15 protein-coding genes are annotated in these 19,411 nt (G+C 74.7%); 6 read left to right on the top strand and 9 right to left on the bottom strand.

Translation table 11 applies throughout. From position 1 onward, the window contains the following. Nucleotides 1-7: 7 nt before the first annotated feature. Genes ACGFI1_RS16230 through ACGFI1_RS16200 form a run of 7 tightly spaced genes read right to left on the bottom strand, consistent with a single transcriptional unit; the run spans nt 8 to nt 8,413 of the window. Nucleotides 8-1,735 (bottom strand): ABC transporter substrate-binding protein, encoded by a 1,728-nt coding sequence (locus ACGFI1_RS16230; protein WP_392785982.1) that lies wholly within the window; start codon nt 1,733-1,735, stop codon nt 8-10. Then, nucleotides 1,732-3,144: a metallopeptidase TldD-related protein gene (locus ACGFI1_RS16225; protein WP_392785980.1), complete on the bottom strand. Its 1,413-nt coding sequence runs from the start codon at nt 3,142-3,144 to the stop codon at nt 1,732-1,734. Before ACGFI1_RS16225 ends, ACGFI1_RS16230 begins: the two co-directional genes overlap by 4 nt. Then, the gene (locus ACGFI1_RS16220; RefSeq protein WP_392785978.1) at nt 3,141-4,649 is read right to left on the bottom strand and encodes a TldD/PmbA family protein; all 1,509 of its coding nucleotides are present in this window, start codon (nt 4,647-4,649) and stop codon (nt 3,141-3,143) included. Before ACGFI1_RS16220 ends, ACGFI1_RS16225 begins: the two co-directional genes overlap by 4 nt. Next, nucleotides 4,646-5,653: an NAD-dependent epimerase/dehydratase family protein gene (locus tag ACGFI1_RS16215; protein ID WP_392785976.1), complete on the bottom strand. Its 1,008-nt coding sequence runs from the start codon at nt 5,651-5,653 to the stop codon at nt 4,646-4,648. Before ACGFI1_RS16215 ends, ACGFI1_RS16220 begins: the two co-directional genes overlap by 4 nt. Next, on the bottom strand, nt 5,650-6,474 hold the full coding sequence (locus ACGFI1_RS16210; protein ID WP_364551014.1) for a methyltransferase domain-containing protein: 825 nt from the start codon (nt 6,472-6,474) through the stop codon (nt 5,650-5,652). Before ACGFI1_RS16210 ends, ACGFI1_RS16215 begins: the two co-directional genes overlap by 4 nt. A 49-nt stretch (nt 6,475-6,523) precedes the next feature. Beyond that, nucleotides 6,524-7,873, bottom strand: a complete 1,350-nt coding sequence (locus tag ACGFI1_RS16205; RefSeq protein ID WP_392785974.1) for a cytochrome P450 — start codon at nt 7,871-7,873, stop codon at nt 6,524-6,526. A gap of 18 nt (nt 7,874-7,891) precedes the next feature. Further along, a complete protein-coding gene (locus ACGFI1_RS16200; RefSeq protein WP_392785973.1) occupies nt 7,892-8,413 on the bottom strand; it encodes a pyridoxamine 5'-phosphate oxidase family protein in 522 nt (173 codons plus the stop codon). Nucleotides 8,414-8,595: 182 nt separating this feature from the next. Here ACGFI1_RS16200 and ACGFI1_RS16195 point away from each other — a divergent pair, with 182 nt between their 5' ends. Both ACGFI1_RS16195 and ACGFI1_RS16190 read left to right on the top strand, forming a co-directional pair. Then, entirely contained in the window at nt 8,596-9,081 is a 486-nt protein-coding gene (locus tag ACGFI1_RS16195) for an SRPBCC family protein (protein WP_386874651.1), read from the top strand. Nucleotides 9,082-9,144: 63 nt separating this feature from the next. After that, a complete protein-coding gene (locus ACGFI1_RS16190) occupies nt 9,145-10,749 on the top strand; it encodes an MFS transporter (RefSeq protein WP_392785971.1) in 1,605 nt (534 codons plus the stop codon). Nucleotides 10,750-10,798: 49 nt separating this feature from the next. On the opposite strand, the gene ACGFI1_RS16185 is transcribed toward ACGFI1_RS16190, so the two are convergent. Beyond that, nucleotides 10,799-12,226 carry an NDP-hexose 2,3-dehydratase family protein gene (locus tag ACGFI1_RS16185; RefSeq protein WP_392785970.1) on the bottom strand — a complete coding sequence of 476 codons (1,428 nt, stop codon included), beginning with the start codon at nt 12,224-12,226 and terminating at the stop codon, nt 10,799-10,801. 91 nt (nt 12,227-12,317) lie between these two features. Between ACGFI1_RS16185 and ACGFI1_RS16180 the strand changes: the two genes are divergently transcribed. The 3 genes from ACGFI1_RS16180 to ACGFI1_RS16170 all read left to right on the top strand — a co-directional run bounded on the left by ACGFI1_RS16180 (nt 12,318) and on the right by ACGFI1_RS16170 (nt 17,074). After that, entirely contained in the window at nt 12,318-13,316 is a 999-nt protein-coding gene (locus ACGFI1_RS16180) for an aldo/keto reductase (RefSeq protein WP_392785968.1), read from the top strand. A 132-nt stretch (nt 13,317-13,448) separates the two neighbouring features. Then, nucleotides 13,449-15,221, top strand: a complete 1,773-nt coding sequence (locus tag ACGFI1_RS16175; protein ID WP_392785966.1) for a hypothetical protein — start codon at nt 13,449-13,451, stop codon at nt 15,219-15,221. A gap of 1,238 nt (nt 15,222-16,459) precedes the next feature. Then, a complete protein-coding gene (locus tag ACGFI1_RS16170; protein ID WP_392785964.1) occupies nt 16,460-17,074 on the top strand; it encodes a hypothetical protein in 615 nt (204 codons plus the stop codon). On the opposite strand, the gene ACGFI1_RS16165 is transcribed toward ACGFI1_RS16170, so the two are convergent. Continuing rightward, the gene (locus ACGFI1_RS16165) at nt 17,071-18,213 is read right to left on the bottom strand and encodes a nucleotide disphospho-sugar-binding domain-containing protein (RefSeq protein ID WP_392785962.1); all 1,143 of its coding nucleotides are present in this window, start codon (nt 18,211-18,213) and stop codon (nt 17,071-17,073) included. The two genes, ACGFI1_RS16170 and ACGFI1_RS16165, sit on opposite strands and share 4 nt — an antisense overlap. 196 nt (nt 18,214-18,409) lie before the next feature. Between ACGFI1_RS16165 and ACGFI1_RS16160 the strand changes: the two genes are divergently transcribed. Continuing rightward, nucleotides 18,410-19,063, top strand: coding sequence for a winged helix-turn-helix transcriptional regulator (locus ACGFI1_RS16160; RefSeq protein ID WP_138635926.1), 654 nt, complete (start codon nt 18,410-18,412; stop codon nt 19,061-19,063). Nucleotides 19,064-19,411: the final 348 nt, after the last annotated feature.

The raw sequence follows: 19,411 nt of genomic DNA, 5'->3' as shown, positions 1-19,411 counted from the left end.
CGCGTAGTCAGCCGGCGCGTTCGGCGAGCCAGAGGTTGGTCGGGTCGCCGTTGAGGACCGGGTAGGGCAGCCAGTTCCGGACGCGGGTGGAGTGGAACCAGTACTGGTGCGCGAACAGGATCGGGACGATCCCCGCGTCGCGCATCGCCTCCCGCTCCACCCGCCGGAACAGCTCCCCGGCCTCCTCGGCGTCGCCGCAGGACAGCGCCCTCGCCAGCAGGTCGTTGACGGTCTCGCTGCGGTACCGGCCGAAGTTGGCGCCCCAGTCGCCGTCCGCGGCGACGTCGCGGCTGTCCAGGAGCGGCTGCAGGTAGGTGCGGGCGTTGTCGCCGTACCAGTCCGGCTCCCAGCCGGTCAGCGCGAGGTCCCAGGCACCGGTGCGGACCGCGTCCGGTGCGGACAGGTACTCGTCGAACAGCGCGTTGATCGACGCGGGCACCGGCTCGACGGTGATCCCGGCCCGGTCCATGGCCTTGATGACGGCCTCGGCGGTCTCGGGATGGATGTCGCGGTCGCGGTACACCAGCTTGAGGGTGAGCCCGTCGCCGTATCCGGCCTCCGCGAGGAGGCGGCGGGCCCGCGCCGGGTCGCCGCGGCCGTGGTCGGTGCCGTAGTACCGGACGGGCCGGTGCGCCGCGCACAGCGGAGGCAGGATCTGGTCGGCGATGTCGTTCAGCCGGGGCCCGCCCCAGACCCGCGACACGGCCTCCTTGTCCACCGCGTACTGCAGCGCCTCCCGGACGAGCCGCGACCCGAGCGCGCCGCCTTCATTGGGGCTGGCGAAGTTCACGACCAGGTACGGGCTGAACAGCCCGGCCGGGTAGACCTCCAGACGCGGGTCGCTCGACGCCAGCAGCTCCGGGAGCCGCTCGGTGAGGGGCTGGATGTCCCAGAGCATGTCGGCCTCGCCGTCCGCGACGAGCCGGTGCGCCTCTTCTTCGGCGACGCCCTGCCGCACGTCCACGCCGTCGATGTGCGCGGCGCGCAGGTCGTCGGTGGCCGGGTCCCAGGAGGGGTTGCGCTCCAGCACGATCCGCCGCTCCGGGACGTACCGGGTGACGCGGTACGGGCCGTTCGACATGAGCGCCGCGTCCAGCTCCGGGCTGCCCGGCACGAACGGCAGGTACTCGGCGGGCGCCGGGGTCGCGAACGGCAGCGCCAGCATGTTGAGCAGGTCGTGCGCGGGCTCCCGGAGGGTCACCACCACCTCGGCGTCGCCGTCCGCGCGCACGCCGGGCAGGTCGGTGGCCTCCAGCGCCTCGGCGATCGCCGCCGGGTCGCGCGGCGCCCGCTCCAGGGCGTCCCGGAACCCGGCCATCCCCTCAATGGTGCTCAGGTAGTAGGGCAGGCCGGGGCACGGCGCGAGTGGGTGCGCCAGCCGCTTGATCCCGCGCACCACGTCGGCCGCCGTGACCTGGCGCGGGCCCGCCGGGGTGTGCCAGGCGACGCCCTCGCGGAGGGTGAACACGTAGACGCGGCCGTCCGCGCTCAGCCGGCCGTTGCCCCGGGCGGGCACCTCGGTGGCCAGGTCGGCGGTGATCCGTCCCGCCGCCGCCCGGTCCCGGCTCGCCACGTACTGGACGAGCTGCCGGGTGCAGCAGCGCAGCAGGCCGCGCGTGACGGTGTGGTAGGCCAGCGCCGGGTCGAGATGGTCGACGTCTCCGGCGCCGACCAGGGTGAGGACGCCGCCGCGGCGCGGTGCGGCCGCGCCGGCGCCGGTTGCCGAGATGGTCACGTGGTCGCCCTTTCGCTCGGGAACAGCGGGAAGCCCTCGACGCGCAGCGGCGGCATCGCCGTGCGGGTGAAGCCGTCGCCCCATTCGCGGGGCAGCGCGGGGCCGGTGCGGCCCACCTCGGTGACGCGCCGCAGCAGGTGCACGGGGCTCTCGGTGAAGCGCAGGTCGGGCAGCGCCGCCGTGATCTCGCCGCGCTCGACCAGGTGGACGCCGTCGCGGGTGAGCCCGGTGAGCAGCAGCGTCCCGGCGTCGACCGTCCGGACGTACCAGACGCAGTCGATCAGCACGGCGCGGTCGGTGGCGGCCGCCATCTCCGGCAGCGTCCGCCCGCCGGGCGGGCCGGACAGCCGCAGGTTGCCGATCCAGGGGGTGAGCGGCAGCCCGGTGCGGGCGGCCGTCCGGCGGGTCTGGACGAGGGCCGCGAGCGTCCCGCCGGAGATCCACTCCGTGGGGGCGAGCGGCAGGCCCGCGTCCTCCGGGGCGGCGAGCCCGGCCGCGAACTCGTCGGCGGCGCCGGGCAGCAGGAACGGCGCGCACTCCAGCCCCGGAAGGCCGGGGCCGGACTCCAGGCTGAGCGGCATCGGCGTGAGCCGCGTGCCGACACCCGGATCGGCGAAGGGGGACGCGCCGTCCGCCGCGTCTCCGGCTCCGGCCGCCCGGTACAGGTGCAGCATCAGGTCGGCCACGCAGGACGGCGACAGCAGCACCTCGTAGCGGCCTTCGGGGAGTTCGGCGCGCGGCAGTTCGGGGTGCAGCCGGTCGCGTAGCTTCTGGTCCAGGGCGGCGACGTCGTCGTCCGGCTGCGCGCCCGTCCAGCCGTTGCCCGCCCAGACCTGGCCCGCGCCCTTGGAGCCGCGAACGGTGAGGTCGAGCAGCCCTTCGCGCTGGACGTGCCGGAGCCGCAGGCCGGTGCTCGACGCGACGTAGCTGGTGCGGAAGCCCCGCTCGGCGTACCCGTAGAGCAGCCGTCCTTCAGCGTCGGCGCGGTCGACCGCCGACCGCAGCGACGCCGCGACCGGCGCGAGCAGTGCGGCGGGGGCCTCGGCGGGAGGATCGGCCCAGTCTGGCGACGCGCGGTCCCCTACCGGGCCCGTGGCGTCCGGATCGGCCGGGGCCGAGCGGGCGGCTGCGTCGGCGGCCTCGACCAGGCCGTCCACCTCGCCGCCGGGATCGGCCTGGCCGGTCACACTGCCAACCGCGATCCCGTCACGCCGGGCCACGGCCGACACGACGGTGACCCGGTGGTCGTGGACGTGCCCCGACGCGGTGACGGCGTTGTTCGCCCAGCGGAGGTGCGCGCCGCCGCGCACCTCGACGGTCACCACGCACTCGTCCGCGCCGCTCGCCTCCGCGGCCCGTTCGGCGAGCGCGGCGGGCGACGGCGGAGCGTCCTGCCGGGTCCGGCTCACAGCCCCGCCTCCCCGGCCGCGTCGCGGACGGCGACCCCGGTGAACAGCGCCGCCGGGCAGCCGTGCCCGGCGGGCGCGATCTGCAGCGGCTGCCCCTTGCCGCACAGGTCGGCGCCGAACATCCGGTATGTCCCGGGGCCGCCCACCCCGGCGAGCGACCCCCAGAACGCGGTGGTCTCGCCCCCGTAGGCGATGTCGCGGACCTGGCCCGCGAGCCGCCCGCGCCGGATGCGGTGGCAGCGCTGCGCGGTGAACTGGAACCCGCGCCGCCGCGTGTCGATCGACCAGCTCCCCGAGCCGACCACGTACAGGCCGTCGTCCACCGTCCCGATCAGCTCCTCGACGCCGGGCCCGGCGGGGGCGGGGCGCAGCGACACGTTCGGCATCCGCGACATCGGCGCGTGCAGCGCCGACTCGGCGTAGGCGCAGCCGGTCGAGCGCTCCGCCCCGATCAGCGGCGCGGTGTGCCGATCGGTCTGGACGCCGGTCAGCACGCCGTCCGACACCAGGTCCCAGGACCCGGCCGCGACGCCCTCGTCGTCGAACCCGACGGTGGCGAGGCCCTGCGGGGCGGTGCGGTCGGCGGTCACGTTCATCAGCTCCGACCCGTACCGCAGGGTGCCGAGCGACTCCGGCCGGACGAACGAGCCGCCCGCGTAGCCGGTCTCGTGGCCGGCGGCCCGGTCCAGCTCGGTCGCGTGCCCGACCGTCTCGTGCAGGGTCAGCCACAGGTTGGACGGGTCGATCACCAGGTCGAGGCGGCCCGGCTCGGCGGCGGGGGCGCGCAGCTTGGCGGCCAGCAGCGCGGGCAGCCCGGCGATCTCGGCGTCCCAGTCCCAGCCGGTACCGGTCAGGTACTCCCAGCCGCGCGCGGTCGGCGGGGCGAGGGTGCGCAGGGTGCCGACGCCGCCGGTGCGCGGGTCCGCCCCGGCCGCCACCAGCATCGGGTGGACCCGGACCCGCTGCTGGAGCGTCACCGTGCCCGCCAGGTCGGCGTAGTAGGCGTTCTCCTGGACGGCGACCAGCTTGGCGTGCACGTGCGCCACGCCCGGCGCGGCCAGCAGCCGGCGGCTCCAGTCGGCCAGCGGCGCGAGGCGCTCGGCGGCCGGCACGTCGAACGGGTTGATCTCGTACGCGGACGCCCAGACCGCGTCGCGGTGCACCGGCTCCGCGGCGGGCTCGGCGGCCGGCGGTCCGATCCCGGCGGCGACGCGGGCGGCGGCGACCGCGCGCTCGGCGGCGTCCTCGGCGGCGCGCGGCGCCGGCTCCGCGCACCCGGCGAAGCCGCGCGCGCCGCCGTGCACGACCGACACGCCGAGGCCGGTCCGGGTGGTGTCGTGGCCGCCCGCCGGACGGCCGTCGCGCAGGAACCCGGCCGCCTCGCGGATGCGGGCCACGCGGACCCGGGCATGTCGCGCGCCCAGCCGCTGAGCGCGGGCCAGCGCGGCCCCGGCCGCCTCGGCCAGCGGCAGCGCGCGGAACGACGCGTCGATCGGGTCCGTCATCGCGGGCCTCCGCCGCCTTCGCGGAACCACCGGACGGTCTCGGCGATCCCGGTCCGCAGGGGCCGCGGCTCGAAGTCGATGACGCGGCGCATGCGTGCGGTGTCGAACTGCCGGACGGGCGGGCCGCCCGGCAGGTCGGGCCGCAGCTCCACCCGATCCGGCGCGCCGAACTCGGCCGCGACCATGTGCGCCAGCTCCAGCATCGACACCGTCCCGGGCGCGGCGACGTTGAAGGTGTCGAAGGCACCGGACGCGACCATCTGCAGGACGGCCTCCACCATGTCCTCGACGTGGACGAACGAGCGGCGCTGCCGTCCGCCGCCCCAGACCGGCACCGGCTCGCCCGCCGCGAGCCGCCGCAGCATCGCCGGGACCGCCAGCGGAGGCCGGGGGCCGAGGCCGTCGCCCGGCCCGTACACGTTCGCCGGACGCGCCGTGAACACCGTCATGCCGAACTCGCGCCGGTACTCGTCCGCCAGCAGCTCCGCGAAGACCTTGGCCAGGGCGTAGCCGTCGCCGGACAGGTCCGGGCGGGCGCGGTGGTCGTCCTCCTCCCGGATCGGCCCGGTCAGCGCCGCCGAGTACACCTCGGTCGAGCTGATCAGCACCAGCGTGCCGGCGCCGTGCCTGCGCGCCGCGTCGAGCACGGTGGAGACGAGCCGGGTGTTGGCCGCCAGCAGCGTCCCGCCGTGCCGCCGCTTGAACGCGCTGTCGCCGTAGACGGCGGCGCAGTGCACGACGGTGTCGGTGCCCGCCGCCGGTCCGCGCAGCAGCGACTCCACCTCGGCGGGCGAGCGCAGGTCGGCCTCGGCCAGCGCCCAGCCGTCCTCGAGCCCTTCCGGCAGGGGCCCTTCCGGGCGGGGGCGGTGCACGGCGACGACCTCCGCGCCGATCTGCGCGAGCCGGCGCGCGAACCACGTCCCGAGGAAACCGCCACCGCCGGTGACCAGGACCCGGCGGCCCTTCCAGTGCGCGGGCGAGGCGGGCGGCGGCCCCGGGCTCACGCGCCGGGCTTGCGGCACGTGACGATCAGGTAGCCGAGCCGCTCCCGGCAGATGCCGTAGGACGTCTTCAGCGCCTGCTCGAACATGGCCATCTTCTCCGGGCCGTAGTCCGCGTCCAGGACGGGACGCAGCGACTCCAGCCGGACCAGGACCTCGTCGTAGTAGCGGCGCACGTTCCGGGCGCACTCCAGCGCCTCCAGGATCTCGAACCCGGCGGCCTCGGCGCGCTTGACGATCTCCCCGGCCGGCGCCGGGTCGAACAGGGCGGCGTCCCGCAGCACCGCCATCTCCGCATCGGTCGGGTCCGACAGCCGCGGGTAGTCGGTGAACACGCACCGGCCGCCCGGCCGCAGCACCCGGAACATCTCGCCCAGCCAGCGCCCCTTGTCCTCGGCGTTGGCGAGCGAGTCGAACGCCAGCACCGCGTCGAAGGACGCGTCGGGATACGGCAGCGCGGTCGCGTCGGCGTGCTCGATCTCCACCTGGCCGCGCACGCCGCCGGAGATCACCCGGCGGGTCGCCTCGCGCACCTGCCAGTGGCTGAGCGTGATCCCGGTGATCCGGACGTCGTGGTGCTGCGCGATCCGGACGGCCGGCTCGCCGACCCCGCAGCCCACGTCCAGGACGCGCTGCCCGGCGCGCGGCTCCAGCCGCTCCTCCAGCATCGACGTGAGGCGCAGCAGCCCCGCCAGGAACGTGCCGCGGTCGCCGTCCTCCCAGTACCCGACGTGCAGATTCCCGCCGACGAGCTCGACCAGCCCGCCGATGTCGTCGTAGTACTCGCCGATCTGGTCGGCGGTGAGCCCGGGCTGGTCAGGCATGGCGTCTCCTTCTCGTGCGTCCTTCTCCGGCGGGGCTTCGGGCGCGGCGTCAGGCGCCGCGCGCGTGGGCGGTCATCGGCAGCGCGTCCACCGGCATCGTGATCGCCGGCTTGGGCCGGGGCGTGTGCCCGGGGACCGGCACCAGCCGCCACCGGGCGGCGATCGTCGCCAGCGTCACGATCATCTCCACCCGGGCGAACTGGTCGCCGATGCAGCCGTGCGGGCCGACCGCGAACGGCGTGAACGCGCCGCGCGGCAGGTCGGCGGCCCGTTCCGGCAGCCACCGGTCGGGGTCGTAGCGCTCGGGGTCGGGATGCACCGACGGGTTGTGGTGGACGGCGTGGAAGCTGTAGAGCACCGGCGCCCCGGCGGGGATCCGGTAGCCGCCGAGCACGGTGTCGGACGCGGCCACCTTGCTCTGGAACACGCCCTGGGTGCGGTAGCGCATCGTCTCGTCCAGCACCCGGCGCGTGTAGTCGAGCGCCTTCACGTCGTCGTACCCGGCGGCCCGGCCGCCGAGGACCGCGTCGACCTCCTCGTGCAGCCGCCGCTCGACCTCCGGGTGCCGCGCCAGCTCGTGGAACGTCCACGACAGGGTGTTGCTGATCGTGTTGCTCCCGGCGATGAAGAAGGTGACGACCTCGTCGTGCACCTGCCGGTCGGTCATCGCGGGCTCGCCGTCGTCGCCGCGGGCCCGCATCATCATCGACAGCAGGTCGCCGTGGTCGGCGTCGGCCGCCCGGTAGTCGGCGATGACCCGGTCGATGGTGCCGTGCAGGTACCGCTGCGCGTCCCGGTAGGCGCGGTTGCGCGCGGTCGGCAGCCGGGTCAGCAGCCCGGTGGTGTCGGCGATCTGCCGGAACAGCCCGCCGAGGACGGTGGTCGTCGCGACCATGAACCTCTTGTGGTCGAGGCCGGCGTCCGCCGAGAAGATCACCTGGGTGACGTTGGCGAGGGCGAGGTCGTCCATCTCCCGGTCGACCTCCAGGCGCGCGCCGTCCGTCCAGGACGCGGCCACGGCGGCGGCCCGGTCGCTCATCATCGCGGTGTAGGCCACGATGCGGTCGCGGTGGAACGCGGGCTGGATCAGCGCCCGCTGCCGGCGGTGCGTCTCGCCCTCGGAGATGCCGAGCCCGTTGCCGAACATCTGCCGGAACCGCTCGGTGATGGGGCCGCCCCGGATGAAGGTGTCGGGGTCGCGCTGCACCTGGCGCATCAGCTCCAGGTCGTTGACCACGTACATGCGCTCCCGGCCGAGCCGGATCACGGTCACCGGGTCGCCGTTCTGCAGCGACAGCAGGAAGTCGCCCGGCCGCTTCTTCATGTGCAGGCCGTGCCCGAGCACGGGGACGGTACCCGGCGCGAGGACGGGTTCGCGCGCCGGCGAGGTCGTCGTCATCGGTCCGCCTCCCGGCGTTCAGTCCTGCGCGTGCCACACCCGGGAAGAGCCGATCGTCTCCCCGTGCGCCAGGTCTTGGAGGGTGATCTGGACGCGCCAGGGCACCAGCCGCAGGACCTGGAAACCGGGGTCGGCGGCGCCTTCGGGCCACTGGGCGTAGGGGTCGAAGCCGCGTTCGCGGGCCTCGGTGGACACCAGGTCCCACACGTGCGCGACGCTCGCCTCGTCTTCCGCCCAGGACGCCTCGCAGTCGGCGAACACCGCGTCGTGCGCCGGGCTCCAGTAGCTGCAGGAGACGAACGGGTTGTGGGCCAGGTGGGCGGTCTTGACGGGGGAGCGCGGGGTGCTGACCCAGCCGATCGGGCGGTCGCCGCCGGCGTCCCGGCCGATCTCCCACGAGACGTGGAGGATGCGGCTGCGGGGCCGGTCCTTGCGGTCCACGGTGGCGACGGTGCACCAGCCGATGCTCCGGGTGAGCCGGAGGAAGTCGTCGGTGAGTTCGGGGAAGTCCACTTCGGTGCTGAAGGCCGAGGACGCCATGCCCCGGATCATAGGTCAGCTCCCGGCAAATAACTATATGTTTCTCAATCAAATGCGGGGACCGGGATGCGGGTCGACCCTTGCGATAACAGGCAGTCATCTGGTTGCATATCGAGATGGAGGGTAGGGCCGGAGACGTCCGCGCGGATGCTCCGGCGGCACCGCCAGAGAGGGGAAATCCCATGTCACAAGCAGCCTTCACGCTCACCCGCCCGCCCATGGTCAAGGAGGGGATGCTCATCCGGCGTCCCGCCGCGGAGGTGTTCCGCGCCTTCGCCGACCCGGCGGTCACCACCCGCTTCTGGTTCACCAAGAGCAGCGGCAAGCTCGTGCCCGGGACCACCGTCCGGTGGGAATGGGAGATGTACGGCGCGTCGGTGGACGTCCGGGTCAGGGAGGCCGAGGAGGGCGAGCGGATCGTCTTCGACTGGGGCCCGGAGGAAGCCGCCACCACGGTCACGCTGCGCTTCGTCCCGTGGAAGGACGACACCACCTACGTCCAGGTCACCGAGACCGGCTTCAGCGGCGACGGGGACACCGCCGTCGCCCGCGTCGCCGACTCCACCGGCGGCTTCACCATGACGCTGTGCGCGCTCAAGGCGCTCCTGGAGCACGACATCGAGCTGGCCGTCGTCGCCGACCACTCGCCCCCGGGCCTGGAGATCTGAGCCCGCGGACGTGACCCCGCAGACCCGACCCCGGCCGCCGGCCCCCAGCCCGAGGAGTCACCGATGGATGTGAAGAAGGCGCCCGCCGCCCCCGCCGCGCCCGTCCCGGCCAGGCTGTGGCTCGGGCTGCTGGCCCTGGCCCTGTCGGCGATGATGCACGGCGTCGACGCCATGGTCGTCACCGTGGCCAACCCGACCATCGGCGCGGAGATGCACACCGGGCTGGCGGAGCTCCAGTGGGTCACCACCGGGTACATGCTCGCCTACGCCGCCACCCTCGTCACCGCGGGCAAGCTCGGCGACCGGTTCGGCCAGCGGCGGGTCTTCCTGATCGGCCTGGTCGGCTTCATCGTGGCGTCCGGCCTGGTCGGCGTCGCCCAGGACATCGGGACGCTGATCGCGTTCCGGGTGGTGCAGGGCGCGTTCGGCGCCAGCCTGCTGCCGTCCGCGCTGGCGATCCTGCGGCTGACCTTCCCCGAGGACAAGCTGAAGGTCGCCGTCGGCGTCTTCATGGGCACGTTCGCGCTGTCGTCGGCGTCCGGCCCGTTCCTCGGCGGGGTCGTCGTCGAGTACGCCGGCTGGCGCTGGGCCTTCTACATCAACGTCATCGGCGGCCTGATCGCCCTCGCGATGGTGCTCGCGCTCATCGCGCCCACCCCGCCGCAGGACGCGCGGCGCCGCGTCGACCTGCCCGGCATGGCGCTGCTCACCGTCACGATCCTCGCGCTCGTCCTCGGCATCAACCAGGTGCCCGAGCGCGGCTGGACCGGCGCGCTGCCGCTCGCCTGCTTCGCGGTCGCGCTGGCCGCCGGCGTCCTGTACGCCCTGCGGGAGCGGACGGCGGGCCAGCCGCTGACGCCGCCCGAGCTGTTCCGGTCCCGCGCCTTCGCGGGCGGCAACCTGCTGCTCCTGCTCGGCTCCGGGGTGATGTTCGCGGCCTGGTTCCACCTGGCGCTGTACTTCCAGAACGTCCAGGGCGCCGGGGCGCTGCGCGCGGGGCTGGAACTGCTGCCGATCCCGGCGACCGGGATCATCGCGGCGCCGCTCGGCGGGCTGCTCAACCAGAAGCTCGGCCCGCGCCCGCCGCTGCTCGCGGGCACCGTGCTGCTGATGGTCGGGCTGTTCGGCATCACCCGCGCCGGGGTCGACACCGGGTACCACTCGCTGTGGCCCTACCTCATCGCGCTCGGCATCAGCATGAGCTTCATCGTGCCCATCGGCACCGAGGTCGTCATCAGCAGCGCCCCGAAGCGGCTCGCCGGGGTCGCCTCCGGCGTCGGCGAGACGATGGGCAGCCTCGGCCCGGCGATCGGCGTCGCCTCCGTCGGCACCGCGATCGCGCTGGTCGTGGAGAACGGGCTGGCCGGCAAGCTCACCGGCGCGGGCGTCCCCGCCGGGATCGCCGACCGGATGGACACCGAGTCGGTCGCGCTGGGGGCCGCGCCCGTGCCGTCCGGGACGCCGGACGAACTGGTCTCGGCCGTCGTTCGGCAGGCGCACGAGGCGTTCGCGTCCGGGATGCACGCCGCGTTCGCCGGCGCCATGGTGCTCAGCCTGCTCTGCCTGCCCCTGATCTGGCTGATCAAGGTGCCGCGCGGGGAAGAGGAGGCCGCGCCGGACGAGGCGACGGCGTCGGAGCCCGCGCACGCCGCCGACCCGCTCGGCTGAACCGCGGGCCGGGTCAGTGGAGCGGGCCGGGGCGGTGGAGCGGGCCGGGTCAGCGGAGGGCGTGCAGGCAGAGGGCGAGCGTGCGGGCCTCGATGTTCACCTGGTAGCTCGCCCGCGTCAGCTCGCGGAGCTGCGCCACGGTCAGCCACCGGAAGTCCGGCGGCACCTCCAGCGGGAAGTCGTCGTCCACCTGGACGATCTGGTTGCGGGTCACCGCCCGCTGGAACCGGCCGCCCTCCTCCGACTGCTCCACGTCGTAGCGGACGGCGCCGCCCCCGGCGGTGACCAGGTCCAGGTAGCGGGCCCGGTCCGAAGGCGGCAGCCGCGCCTGGTCGGCGGGCGTGCACTGCACGGTCGGCCCGACCTCGACGACGTCGCGGTGGCCGGGCGCGAGGTCGGCGCGGGCCAGCACGTGCAGGACGCCGCGGATCGGCCGGGCCAGGAACACCGCGAGGCCCGTGCCGCGCGGGCGCAGCAGCGGCTGGCACCAGTCCCGCACCTCCCGGTTGCTCGCCCGCACCCGGACCCCGGAGATGGTGAAGTGCCGGCCGCCCGTGTGGAAGATCTCCCGGTCGTCGCGGCGCCAGCCCTCCACCGCGTCCAGCGGCACCGGCCGCACGTCCAGCGTGTGCGCCATCTTGCGGGCGGTGAGCCAGCCGCGCACCTCGCCGGGCCGGTGCAGCGCGCCCCGGTCGAGGGCGCGCGCCGAGCGCCGCAGCGCCGCGCCGAACCCGTCCGCGGGATCGGCCGCGACCGGCAGCGGCAGGCACGACAGCACGGTCCGGGCGTCCATGTTGACGACGTTCGGCAGCCGCAGCAGCGCATACAGCTCGCCGAGCGTGAACCAGGCGAAGTCCTCGTGGACGTCGACCGGCCCGGTGGTCTCCACCACGATGTTGCGGTTGCGCTTGCCCCGGAACCAGGCCCCCTGCTCGGACTGGAGCACGTCCACGAGGACGCGGGCGAGCCCGTCGCGGGCGAAGTACTCCAGGTAGCGGGACGGCGCGCCGCCGTGCACGCGCTGGAAGTTGCTCGCCGTGGCCTGCACCGTCGGGGAGAGCTGGACGGTGTTGACGTTGCCGGGCTCCGCCTTCGCCTGCATCAGGAAGCGCAGCACGCCGTCGATCTCCCGGGCCACGATGCCGAGCACCCCGACATCCGGCTGGTTGATGATCGGCTGCTCCCACGTGCGGACCGGGCCGCGGCCGGCGCGCACCCGGATGCCCTCCACGGAGAAGAACCGGCCGCTGCGGTGGACGAGGTCCCCGGAGCCGGACGCGAAGGCCCACCCGTCCAGCCGGGCGAACGGGACCCCGGTCACCTCGAAGGGGTTCCGGTCGCGGCGCTCGGCGAGCCACGCCACCGCCCAGGCCGGGGGGCGGGGCACGTGCGCGGCCGAGGCGGCGAGGCGCCTGGCCAGGTCGCCGACGCCGGGCGCGGCGGGCGCCAGCAGGAGCGGGCCGGATCGGGTGTCCAACGGCGCCTCCTTGCGGGCGGCGGGTGGCGCACATAACGCACTTACTTAATTATAAGATAGTACGCTGTTCGCCGCGGGCTGGAGGGAACGCATGTCCGACGACGACCGGCACGTCCGGCTGGGGGCCACCGGGCTGCGGGTGAGCAGGCTCGCCCTCGGCACGGTCAACTTCGGCGGCCGGGTCGAGGAGCCGGCGGCGCACCGGCTGCTCGACCACGCGGCGGCCGAGGGCATCGACTTCGTCGACACCGCCAACATCTACGGCTGGCGGGTGCACAAGGGCCACGCCGAGGAGGTCGTCGGCCGCTGGCTGGCCGCCCGCCACGGCCGCCGGGACGGCGTCGTCCTCGCCACCAAGGTCGGCGAGCCGATGGACCGCGGCCCGAACGACCGGGGCCTGTCCGCCCGCAACATCATCGCCTCCTGCGAGGAGTCGCTGCGCCGGCTGCGCACCGACTGGATCGACCTGTACCAGCTGCACCGCCCCGACCCGGGCGTCGGCTGGGAGGAGATCTGGACGGCGATGGAGACCCTCGTCCGCCAGGGCAAGATCCGCTACACCGGCTCCTCGAACTTCCCCGGCTGGGGCATCGCCGCAGGTCAGGAGGCGGCACGCCGGCGCTCGCTGCCCGGCCTCGCCAGCGAGCAGTGCCTGTACAACCTGGCGGTCCGGCACGCCGAGCTGGAGGTCATCCCGGCCGCACGGCACTACGGCGCCGGGGTGCTGGCGTGGTCGCCGTTGCACGGCGGGCTGCTCGGTGGCGTCCTGCGCAAGCTGGCCGAGGGAACCGCCGTGAAGTCGGCGCAGGGGCGGGCCGAGGCCGCGCTCCCGGCCCTGCGCGGCACGATCGAGCGGTACGAGGCGCTGTGCCGGGAGTTCGGCCGCGACCCCGCCGAGGTCGGCCTGGCGTGGGTGCTGTCCCGGCCGGACGTCACCGCGCCGGTCATCGGCCCGCGCACCCCCGCCCACGTCGACGGCGCCCTCCGCGCCCTGTGCACACCGCTGGCCGCCGACGAGTCGGCGCGGCTGGAGGAACTGTTCCCGCCGCTCGGCCACGGCGGCGCCGGCCCCGCCGCCTGGCTCACCTGACCCGGGCGCCCCGCCCCCACCGCTGGCCGTATCCGGACTGAATCGCCTCTCGCTTTTCTTTAAAAAAGACTAGTAACGTACGGATCCGCGGCCGTATCGGCGGCCGTGCCACGCGTCCGCAGGAGAGAGCCGATGACTGGTTCCAGGCCGCACGCCCGCCTCCGTGGAAGAACCGCCGTCCTGGCCGCCGCCTGCTGCGCGCTGGCGGGCGGGGGCGCGGTCGCCGCCACCACCGCGGCCGGCGCCGCCTCGGGCGTCGTCACCGTCCGCTCCCGCGTCACCGGCTCCGACGGCGCGTCCTACTCGGCCACCAACCACCTCACCGACGCCGCCCGCAGCCCCGCACCGGACGGGCGCCGCAAGGAATGGCTGCTCGTCTGGGCGGGCGACTCCGGGCCGGGTGACAGCGGCACCCCCGACCCCGACTTCCTCGCCGTCGTCGACGCCACCCGCGGCACCCCCGACTACGGCAAGGTCGTCAACACCGTCACCATCGGCGGCAAGACCGGCAACGAGCCGCACCACATGCAGTACACCTGGCGCAAGGGCGACCGGGTGTACGCCGGGGGCATCTTCTCCGACACCGTGTACGTCTTCGACGTCAGCCGGCTACCGGTGATCAAACTGACCGGCATCACCCTCCCCGAGGACACCCCCTGCGGCTCGGCCCCCGACGCCGTGACCACGCTCGCCGACGGCACCGCGTACGCCACGTTCATGGGCGGCCCGAACATCGCCGGCCCCTGCACCTACACCCACGGCGAGACCCGGCTCGGCAACGGCTTCGCCGGCACCCCGGGCGAGATCGTCCGGCTCGACCGCGACGGCCGCGTGCTCACCGAGGCCCCCGCCGCCACCGGACGCTCCGAGGGCGCCGAGCACTGCCCCAGCCTGCCGCCCATCGCCGTCCCCACCTGCGCCAACCCGCACGGCCTCGGCGTCCGCGAGGACCTCGGCGTCGCCGTCGCCAGCGACTTCGCCGAGCCGCGGCTGCTGATCGACCCCGAGATCGAGGGCGGCGCGCCCAACGGCAACCGCGACACCGTCCGCGTCTTCGACATCGCCGACCGCAACCGCCCGCGGCTGCGCTCGGTCTCCCGCATGCCGGACGGCCCGCGCCAGGAGGCCACCCCGTTCGGCGAGGAGCCGCGCGGCATCATGGAGACCACCGTCACCCACCGGCGCGGCCACCGCGGCGCGTTCGCGTCCAGCATGCCGGGCGGCACCGTCTACTACGCCCCCGACATCACCGTCCCCCACCCGCAGTGGCGCGAGGTCTTCGACGACTACACCGCCTTCAAGCGCCTCTTCCCCACCGACACCCCGACCTCCGCGCTCGACGGCGGCGGCTGGCTGCAGGTCAGCCCCGACGACCGCTTCCTCTACCACGTCGTCCTGACCGGCGGCCTGGCCGGCTCACCGCCCGCCCACCAGCAGGCCGGAATGATCTACACCCTGGACATCCGCCGCCTGCTCGCCGCCGGCCCCAAGGCCGAGTGCAGGATCGACACCCTCGCCGAGGTCGCCGCCGGCGGCACCGAACGCGACTGCCCGGCCCTGGTGAGCGCCCTCGAACTCAACGACCCCAGCACGGGCGGCCCGCACTGGGCGGCCATGGACAACTTCCGCGCCGCGCCCAACGGCCTCTACCGCGAAACCGACCAGATCAGCCGCATCGCCGTGGCGAACTACATGCTCTTCACGTCCCACCTGGACGGCGACCACAAGGTCTGCATGGTCGACGTGGACCCGCGCGGCGAACTCGCCCTGGACACCGCCTTCCGCGACGAGACGACCGGCGCCCCGTGCCTGGAGTTCGACCGCCCCACCTGGCCCCACGGCGCCCAAGGCCCCGCCCGCCCCCACGGCGTCCTCTTCACCGTCGCCGACCAAGACCTCCGCTGAACATGCCCGAGGAACCCCCGCCACCCCACCCCCCGCCAAAGCCCCAGACACCAACCCCACCCCGGCAAACAACGGCCACCGTCCCCCGGTGGCGGCGTTCCTCGACGAGGCTCCGCGCGGCCCTGGCTTGTGCGGTACCCGCGGGCTGGCAGGCGGGGGGCTGGTTGCGGTGGTTGGTTGTGGTGGGTGGCGTCGTGGTTGGTGGGGGTTTTGGGGGTGGGGTGGCTTGGGCGGACGGGCCTCATGACGGGCATCTTCCGGTTGGGGACGCGTCGTCGGGTGTCGTTTCTGTCTTGCGGGCGTTGGTGGTTGCCAGTGGGGCGTTCGCGGTGGGGTTTGCGGTGCTGCGGCCGGTGGTCGGTGAGGCGACGCGGGGCGCTCGGCGGTTGCTCTATGGGGCTGCTCTGACGGCTGGGGTTGCGCAGCTCGCTGCCGTTCATCAGGGGGCGCTTCCGCTTGCGGCGGTTGGGGCGGCGCTTGTCACGTTCGCGTTGCCCGCGGTGCCGGCGCGGCCGTGGTGGGGGGTGGCTGCGGTGCCTTGCCTGCTGGCCGTCCTTGAGGCGGCGCGTGGTGGCGCGTGGAGCGTTGCGGTGGTCGGGCATGTTCTGGCCGCTGCCGGGTGGCTGGGGGCTACCGGCCATCTGATGGTTGCGCCGCCGGGTTCGCGGTGGGGGCTGCTGCGGCGGTTCGCGCCTCTTTTGCTCGCTTCGAGTGGGCTCCTGGTGGCCGATGGGCTCGGTCAGGTGGTGCGGGGCAGTGCCTTGTGGGTGGTGGCGGGTAGTGCGGCGGTGGCGGTCGCGGGTGTTGTGGTGTGGCGTCGTGCGAGTGGTGCTGCGGTGCTGGGCGTCGTTGCGGGGTTGCCGCTTGCGGTGCTTCCGCCGCCTGGCCTGGGGCCGGAGCCGGGGGTGCCGCTGCTGGCCCAGGTGGCGCAGGACGGGCGGGCGGTGCCGGTGCTCGTGGTTCCGGCGCGTCCGGGATGGAATCTGGTGCATGTCGGTGCCGAACGGGCCGAGGTGCGGGTGGGGGGTCGGTCTGTTCGGGCCGAGAGCCGGTCGGCGGCCACCGGGAGCTGGGCCGTGGTGCGGCTGCCTGCGGGGCGCGGTCGGCTGGTCGTTGACGTGGGGGATGCTCGCGCGGCCGTCCGGTTCGATACCGGGGTGGACGGTGCGTCGGTCGATCTGCGTGGGGGCGACGGGGCGGAGTGCGCCGCGTGGGCGCTCGGACGGATGGTCGGCGACGTGCGTGAGCCTGTGCGGGCCTGCCCGGCCGATGAGTTGACCAGTGCGGACGCCGCCGCGCTGCGGGCGCTGACCGGGTTCATCGCCCGGCGCGGAGCGCGTGCGATCGCCGTCACCGCGGACGGGTCGCCGCGCGGTGTCCGTGCGGAGGCCGAGGTGCGGGCGGCGGCGGCGCGGCTCGGGCTGGGGGTGACGGCGGACGAGTCCGCGCGGGTGCCCCGGGTGGTGGTGGCGGGCTGGAGCGGGGCGGCGGGCCTGGTCCGCCGGGTCGGTTCGGGCGCGGTCCCGGCCGCGGGCGTGTACCTGGCGCCCTGGCTGCTGGACGCGGAGCTGCTCGACCCGCCCGCCGGGCAGCTCGTCCCGCTGCGGTTCGATCCCGCCGGGGCGGAGGCCGTGCGGTACGCCGCCCGGCTGCACGAGGCGTTCCCCGGCGAGCCCGCGACGGCCGCCGGGTTCGCGGGCTGGTCGCGCGGGACGTCCGCGGCGCCCGCGCGCCTGTACGCGGCGTCCCCGATGGGGGTGCCGGGCAGCCTCGGCCTGCACGCGCACGGGTTCAGCGGGCGCTGGCTCCCGCAGGGTTCGATCGTCCCGGTCAGCGGCCCGCTGCGGCCCTAGCCGGTCAGGCCGGCGACCACGGCGGACGGAGTGGGCAGTGCGGCGATCTCGGCGCGCAGTTCGGCGGCGGCCGTGCGGGCCTGCTCGTCGGCGAGCAGGCGCTTGACGGCGTCGGCGTCCAGGCCGTCGGGGGAGGTGATGTGGCAGGCGCCGCGGGCGCGCAGCATCTCCGCCTCCAGGTGGCGGTCCGGGCTGAGGGGCAGCACCAGTTGCGGGACGCCCAGCGCGCAGCAGGTCATGAGGGTGCCCGCGCCGCCGTGGTGGATCGCGGCGGTGCAGGTGGGCAGCAGCGCGTCGAGCGGCACCCACGCGGCCGTCCGCACGTTCGGGGGGACCTCGTCCGGCTCGGGGAGGCGGCCGGCCTGCTCCGGGTCCGTGTCTCCGAGGGCCACGACGAACTCCGCGTCCACGCCGGGCGCGGCGGCGAGCAGGCGCTCCACGGGGCCCAGGCCCCCGACGCGCGGCACCATCGAGCCGGTGGTGACCGCGATCCGCGGGCGGCTCGGCGGCTCCGCCAGCCAGTCCGGCAGGATGGTGGCGCCGTTGTAGGGGACGTACCGCATCGCCAGCGGCGACGGCGGCCCCTCAGCCAGGCTCGGCGGCGCGATGTCGAGGGTGCGGACGCCGTCGGGAGGCCGCACCCCGTGGCGCTGGAACGCGCGGGCCGCCGGGGGCTCGTGCAGCAGCTCCGGGCCGAACCGCGACAGCCCGATGCCGTGGCCCACCGCGAGCACGCCGGCCTTGGCCGCGATGAGCGGGCCCACGCCGAGGATGGGGTCGTGCACGACGAGGTCGGGACGGACCCGCTCGGCCGCCGCGACGTACGCGTCCACCAGCGGGTCCCAGGCGCCGATGATGTGCGGTTTGCGCTGGTCCATCTCGGCGTGCATCTCCGGCAGCGTCGTGCCGGACAGCGGGGCGAACAGGGCCGGGACGTCGCGGGCGAACCCGCTCAGCATCTCGGTGGTGGAGCGGCCGGGCAGCGCGTCCACGACCGGCAGCCCGGCGCGGGCGACCGTCAGGCCGTCACCCCCGGTGACGAAGACGGCCTCGTGGCCGGCGGCGCGGAAGGCCCAGGCCAGCGGCACCATCGGGAACGTGTGGCCGATCGCGGGGGCCGTCGGGAAGAGTACGCGCATGTCAGCCCCTGGTTCGGAGTTCCCGGTACACTACTATACGGAACTTTAGCAATCGAGTGGGCTCGGATCAATCGTCCGGCGGCTCCTCCGCCTGCCGCGATGATGCCGACCCGGCGTCCGGCGCCGGGTCGATCCGGGTGCGATCGGAGGTCGATTCGGAATACACTTGTGAAGTGATGGCGGAAGGTGGTCCGAGATGAACCAGCAGCGTCGCAACTACGGTCAGTACTGCGGGCTGGCGGGGGCGCTGGACGTGATCGGCGAGCGGTGGACGCTGCTGATCGTCCGTGAGCTGCTGGTGGGCCCCTGCCGCTACAACGAACTCCAGCACAACCTTCCCGGCATCGGCACCAACCTGCTCGCCGACCGGCTGCGCTTCCTCACCGACACCGGGCTGGTCCGGCAGTGCACGCGGCCCGGCTCCAAGGTGCGCGTGTACGAGCTCACCGAGCAGGGCGAGGGGCTGCGCGAGACGGTGCTCGCCCTCGCGCGCTGGGGTCTCGGGCTGCTCCAGGCGCCCGCGGCCGAGGACGTGGTGCGCCCGCGCTGGGCCGCCCTCGCGGTCGAGGCCATGATCGACCCGGCCATGGCGGGCCCCGACGAGCAGTACGAGTTCCGCATCGACGACGAGGTCTTCCACACCGTCGTCGAGGACGGCGCCGTCTCGGTCCGGCACGGCAAGTGCGAGACCGACCCGGCCCTCGTGGTCACGACCGACGCGCTCACGTTCGTGGAGATCGGCGCCGGCCGGCTCAGCCCGCTGGAGGCGACGCTCACCCGGCGGCTGTCCATGGAGGGCGACGACGAGGTCGTGCTGCGCTGCTCGCGGCTCCTCGGCCTGGTCGGCTGACCGCCCGCCCGCCGCGGTCCGGCCGGGCGTGACCGGATCCGGACCGCCCTCCGCCGCCGCCCCCTGTCAAGGCGTGCGGGCCGGTCATGACACGAGTCTTGACTATAGAATCCTGAAGTGATCTGCTGACGGACAGGCAACGGGCACCAGACAGGTAGATCACATGTTCTCTGCCGAGACGTTCTCTGCCGGACCACCGCCCAGGACCCGGCGGCCTGGGGTAGCGCCACGAGGATCCGCCCGGTCGGCGGGATCCGGGAAGCGCCGCTCACCCGAACCGGTTCCCCCCGAACCCGACCCGGCCGAACCCGGCGCCGGCGGCCCCGAACCGTCCGGCCTCGCCGCGTC

Source organism: Actinomadura geliboluensis (genome assembly GCF_043197915.1).
Classification (GTDB): domain Bacteria; phylum Actinomycetota; class Actinomycetes; order Streptosporangiales; family Streptosporangiaceae; genus Spirillospora; species Spirillospora geliboluensis.
Note: the sequence above shows the minus strand (reverse complement) of the source record. Positions and strands in the feature narration are given on the sequence as shown.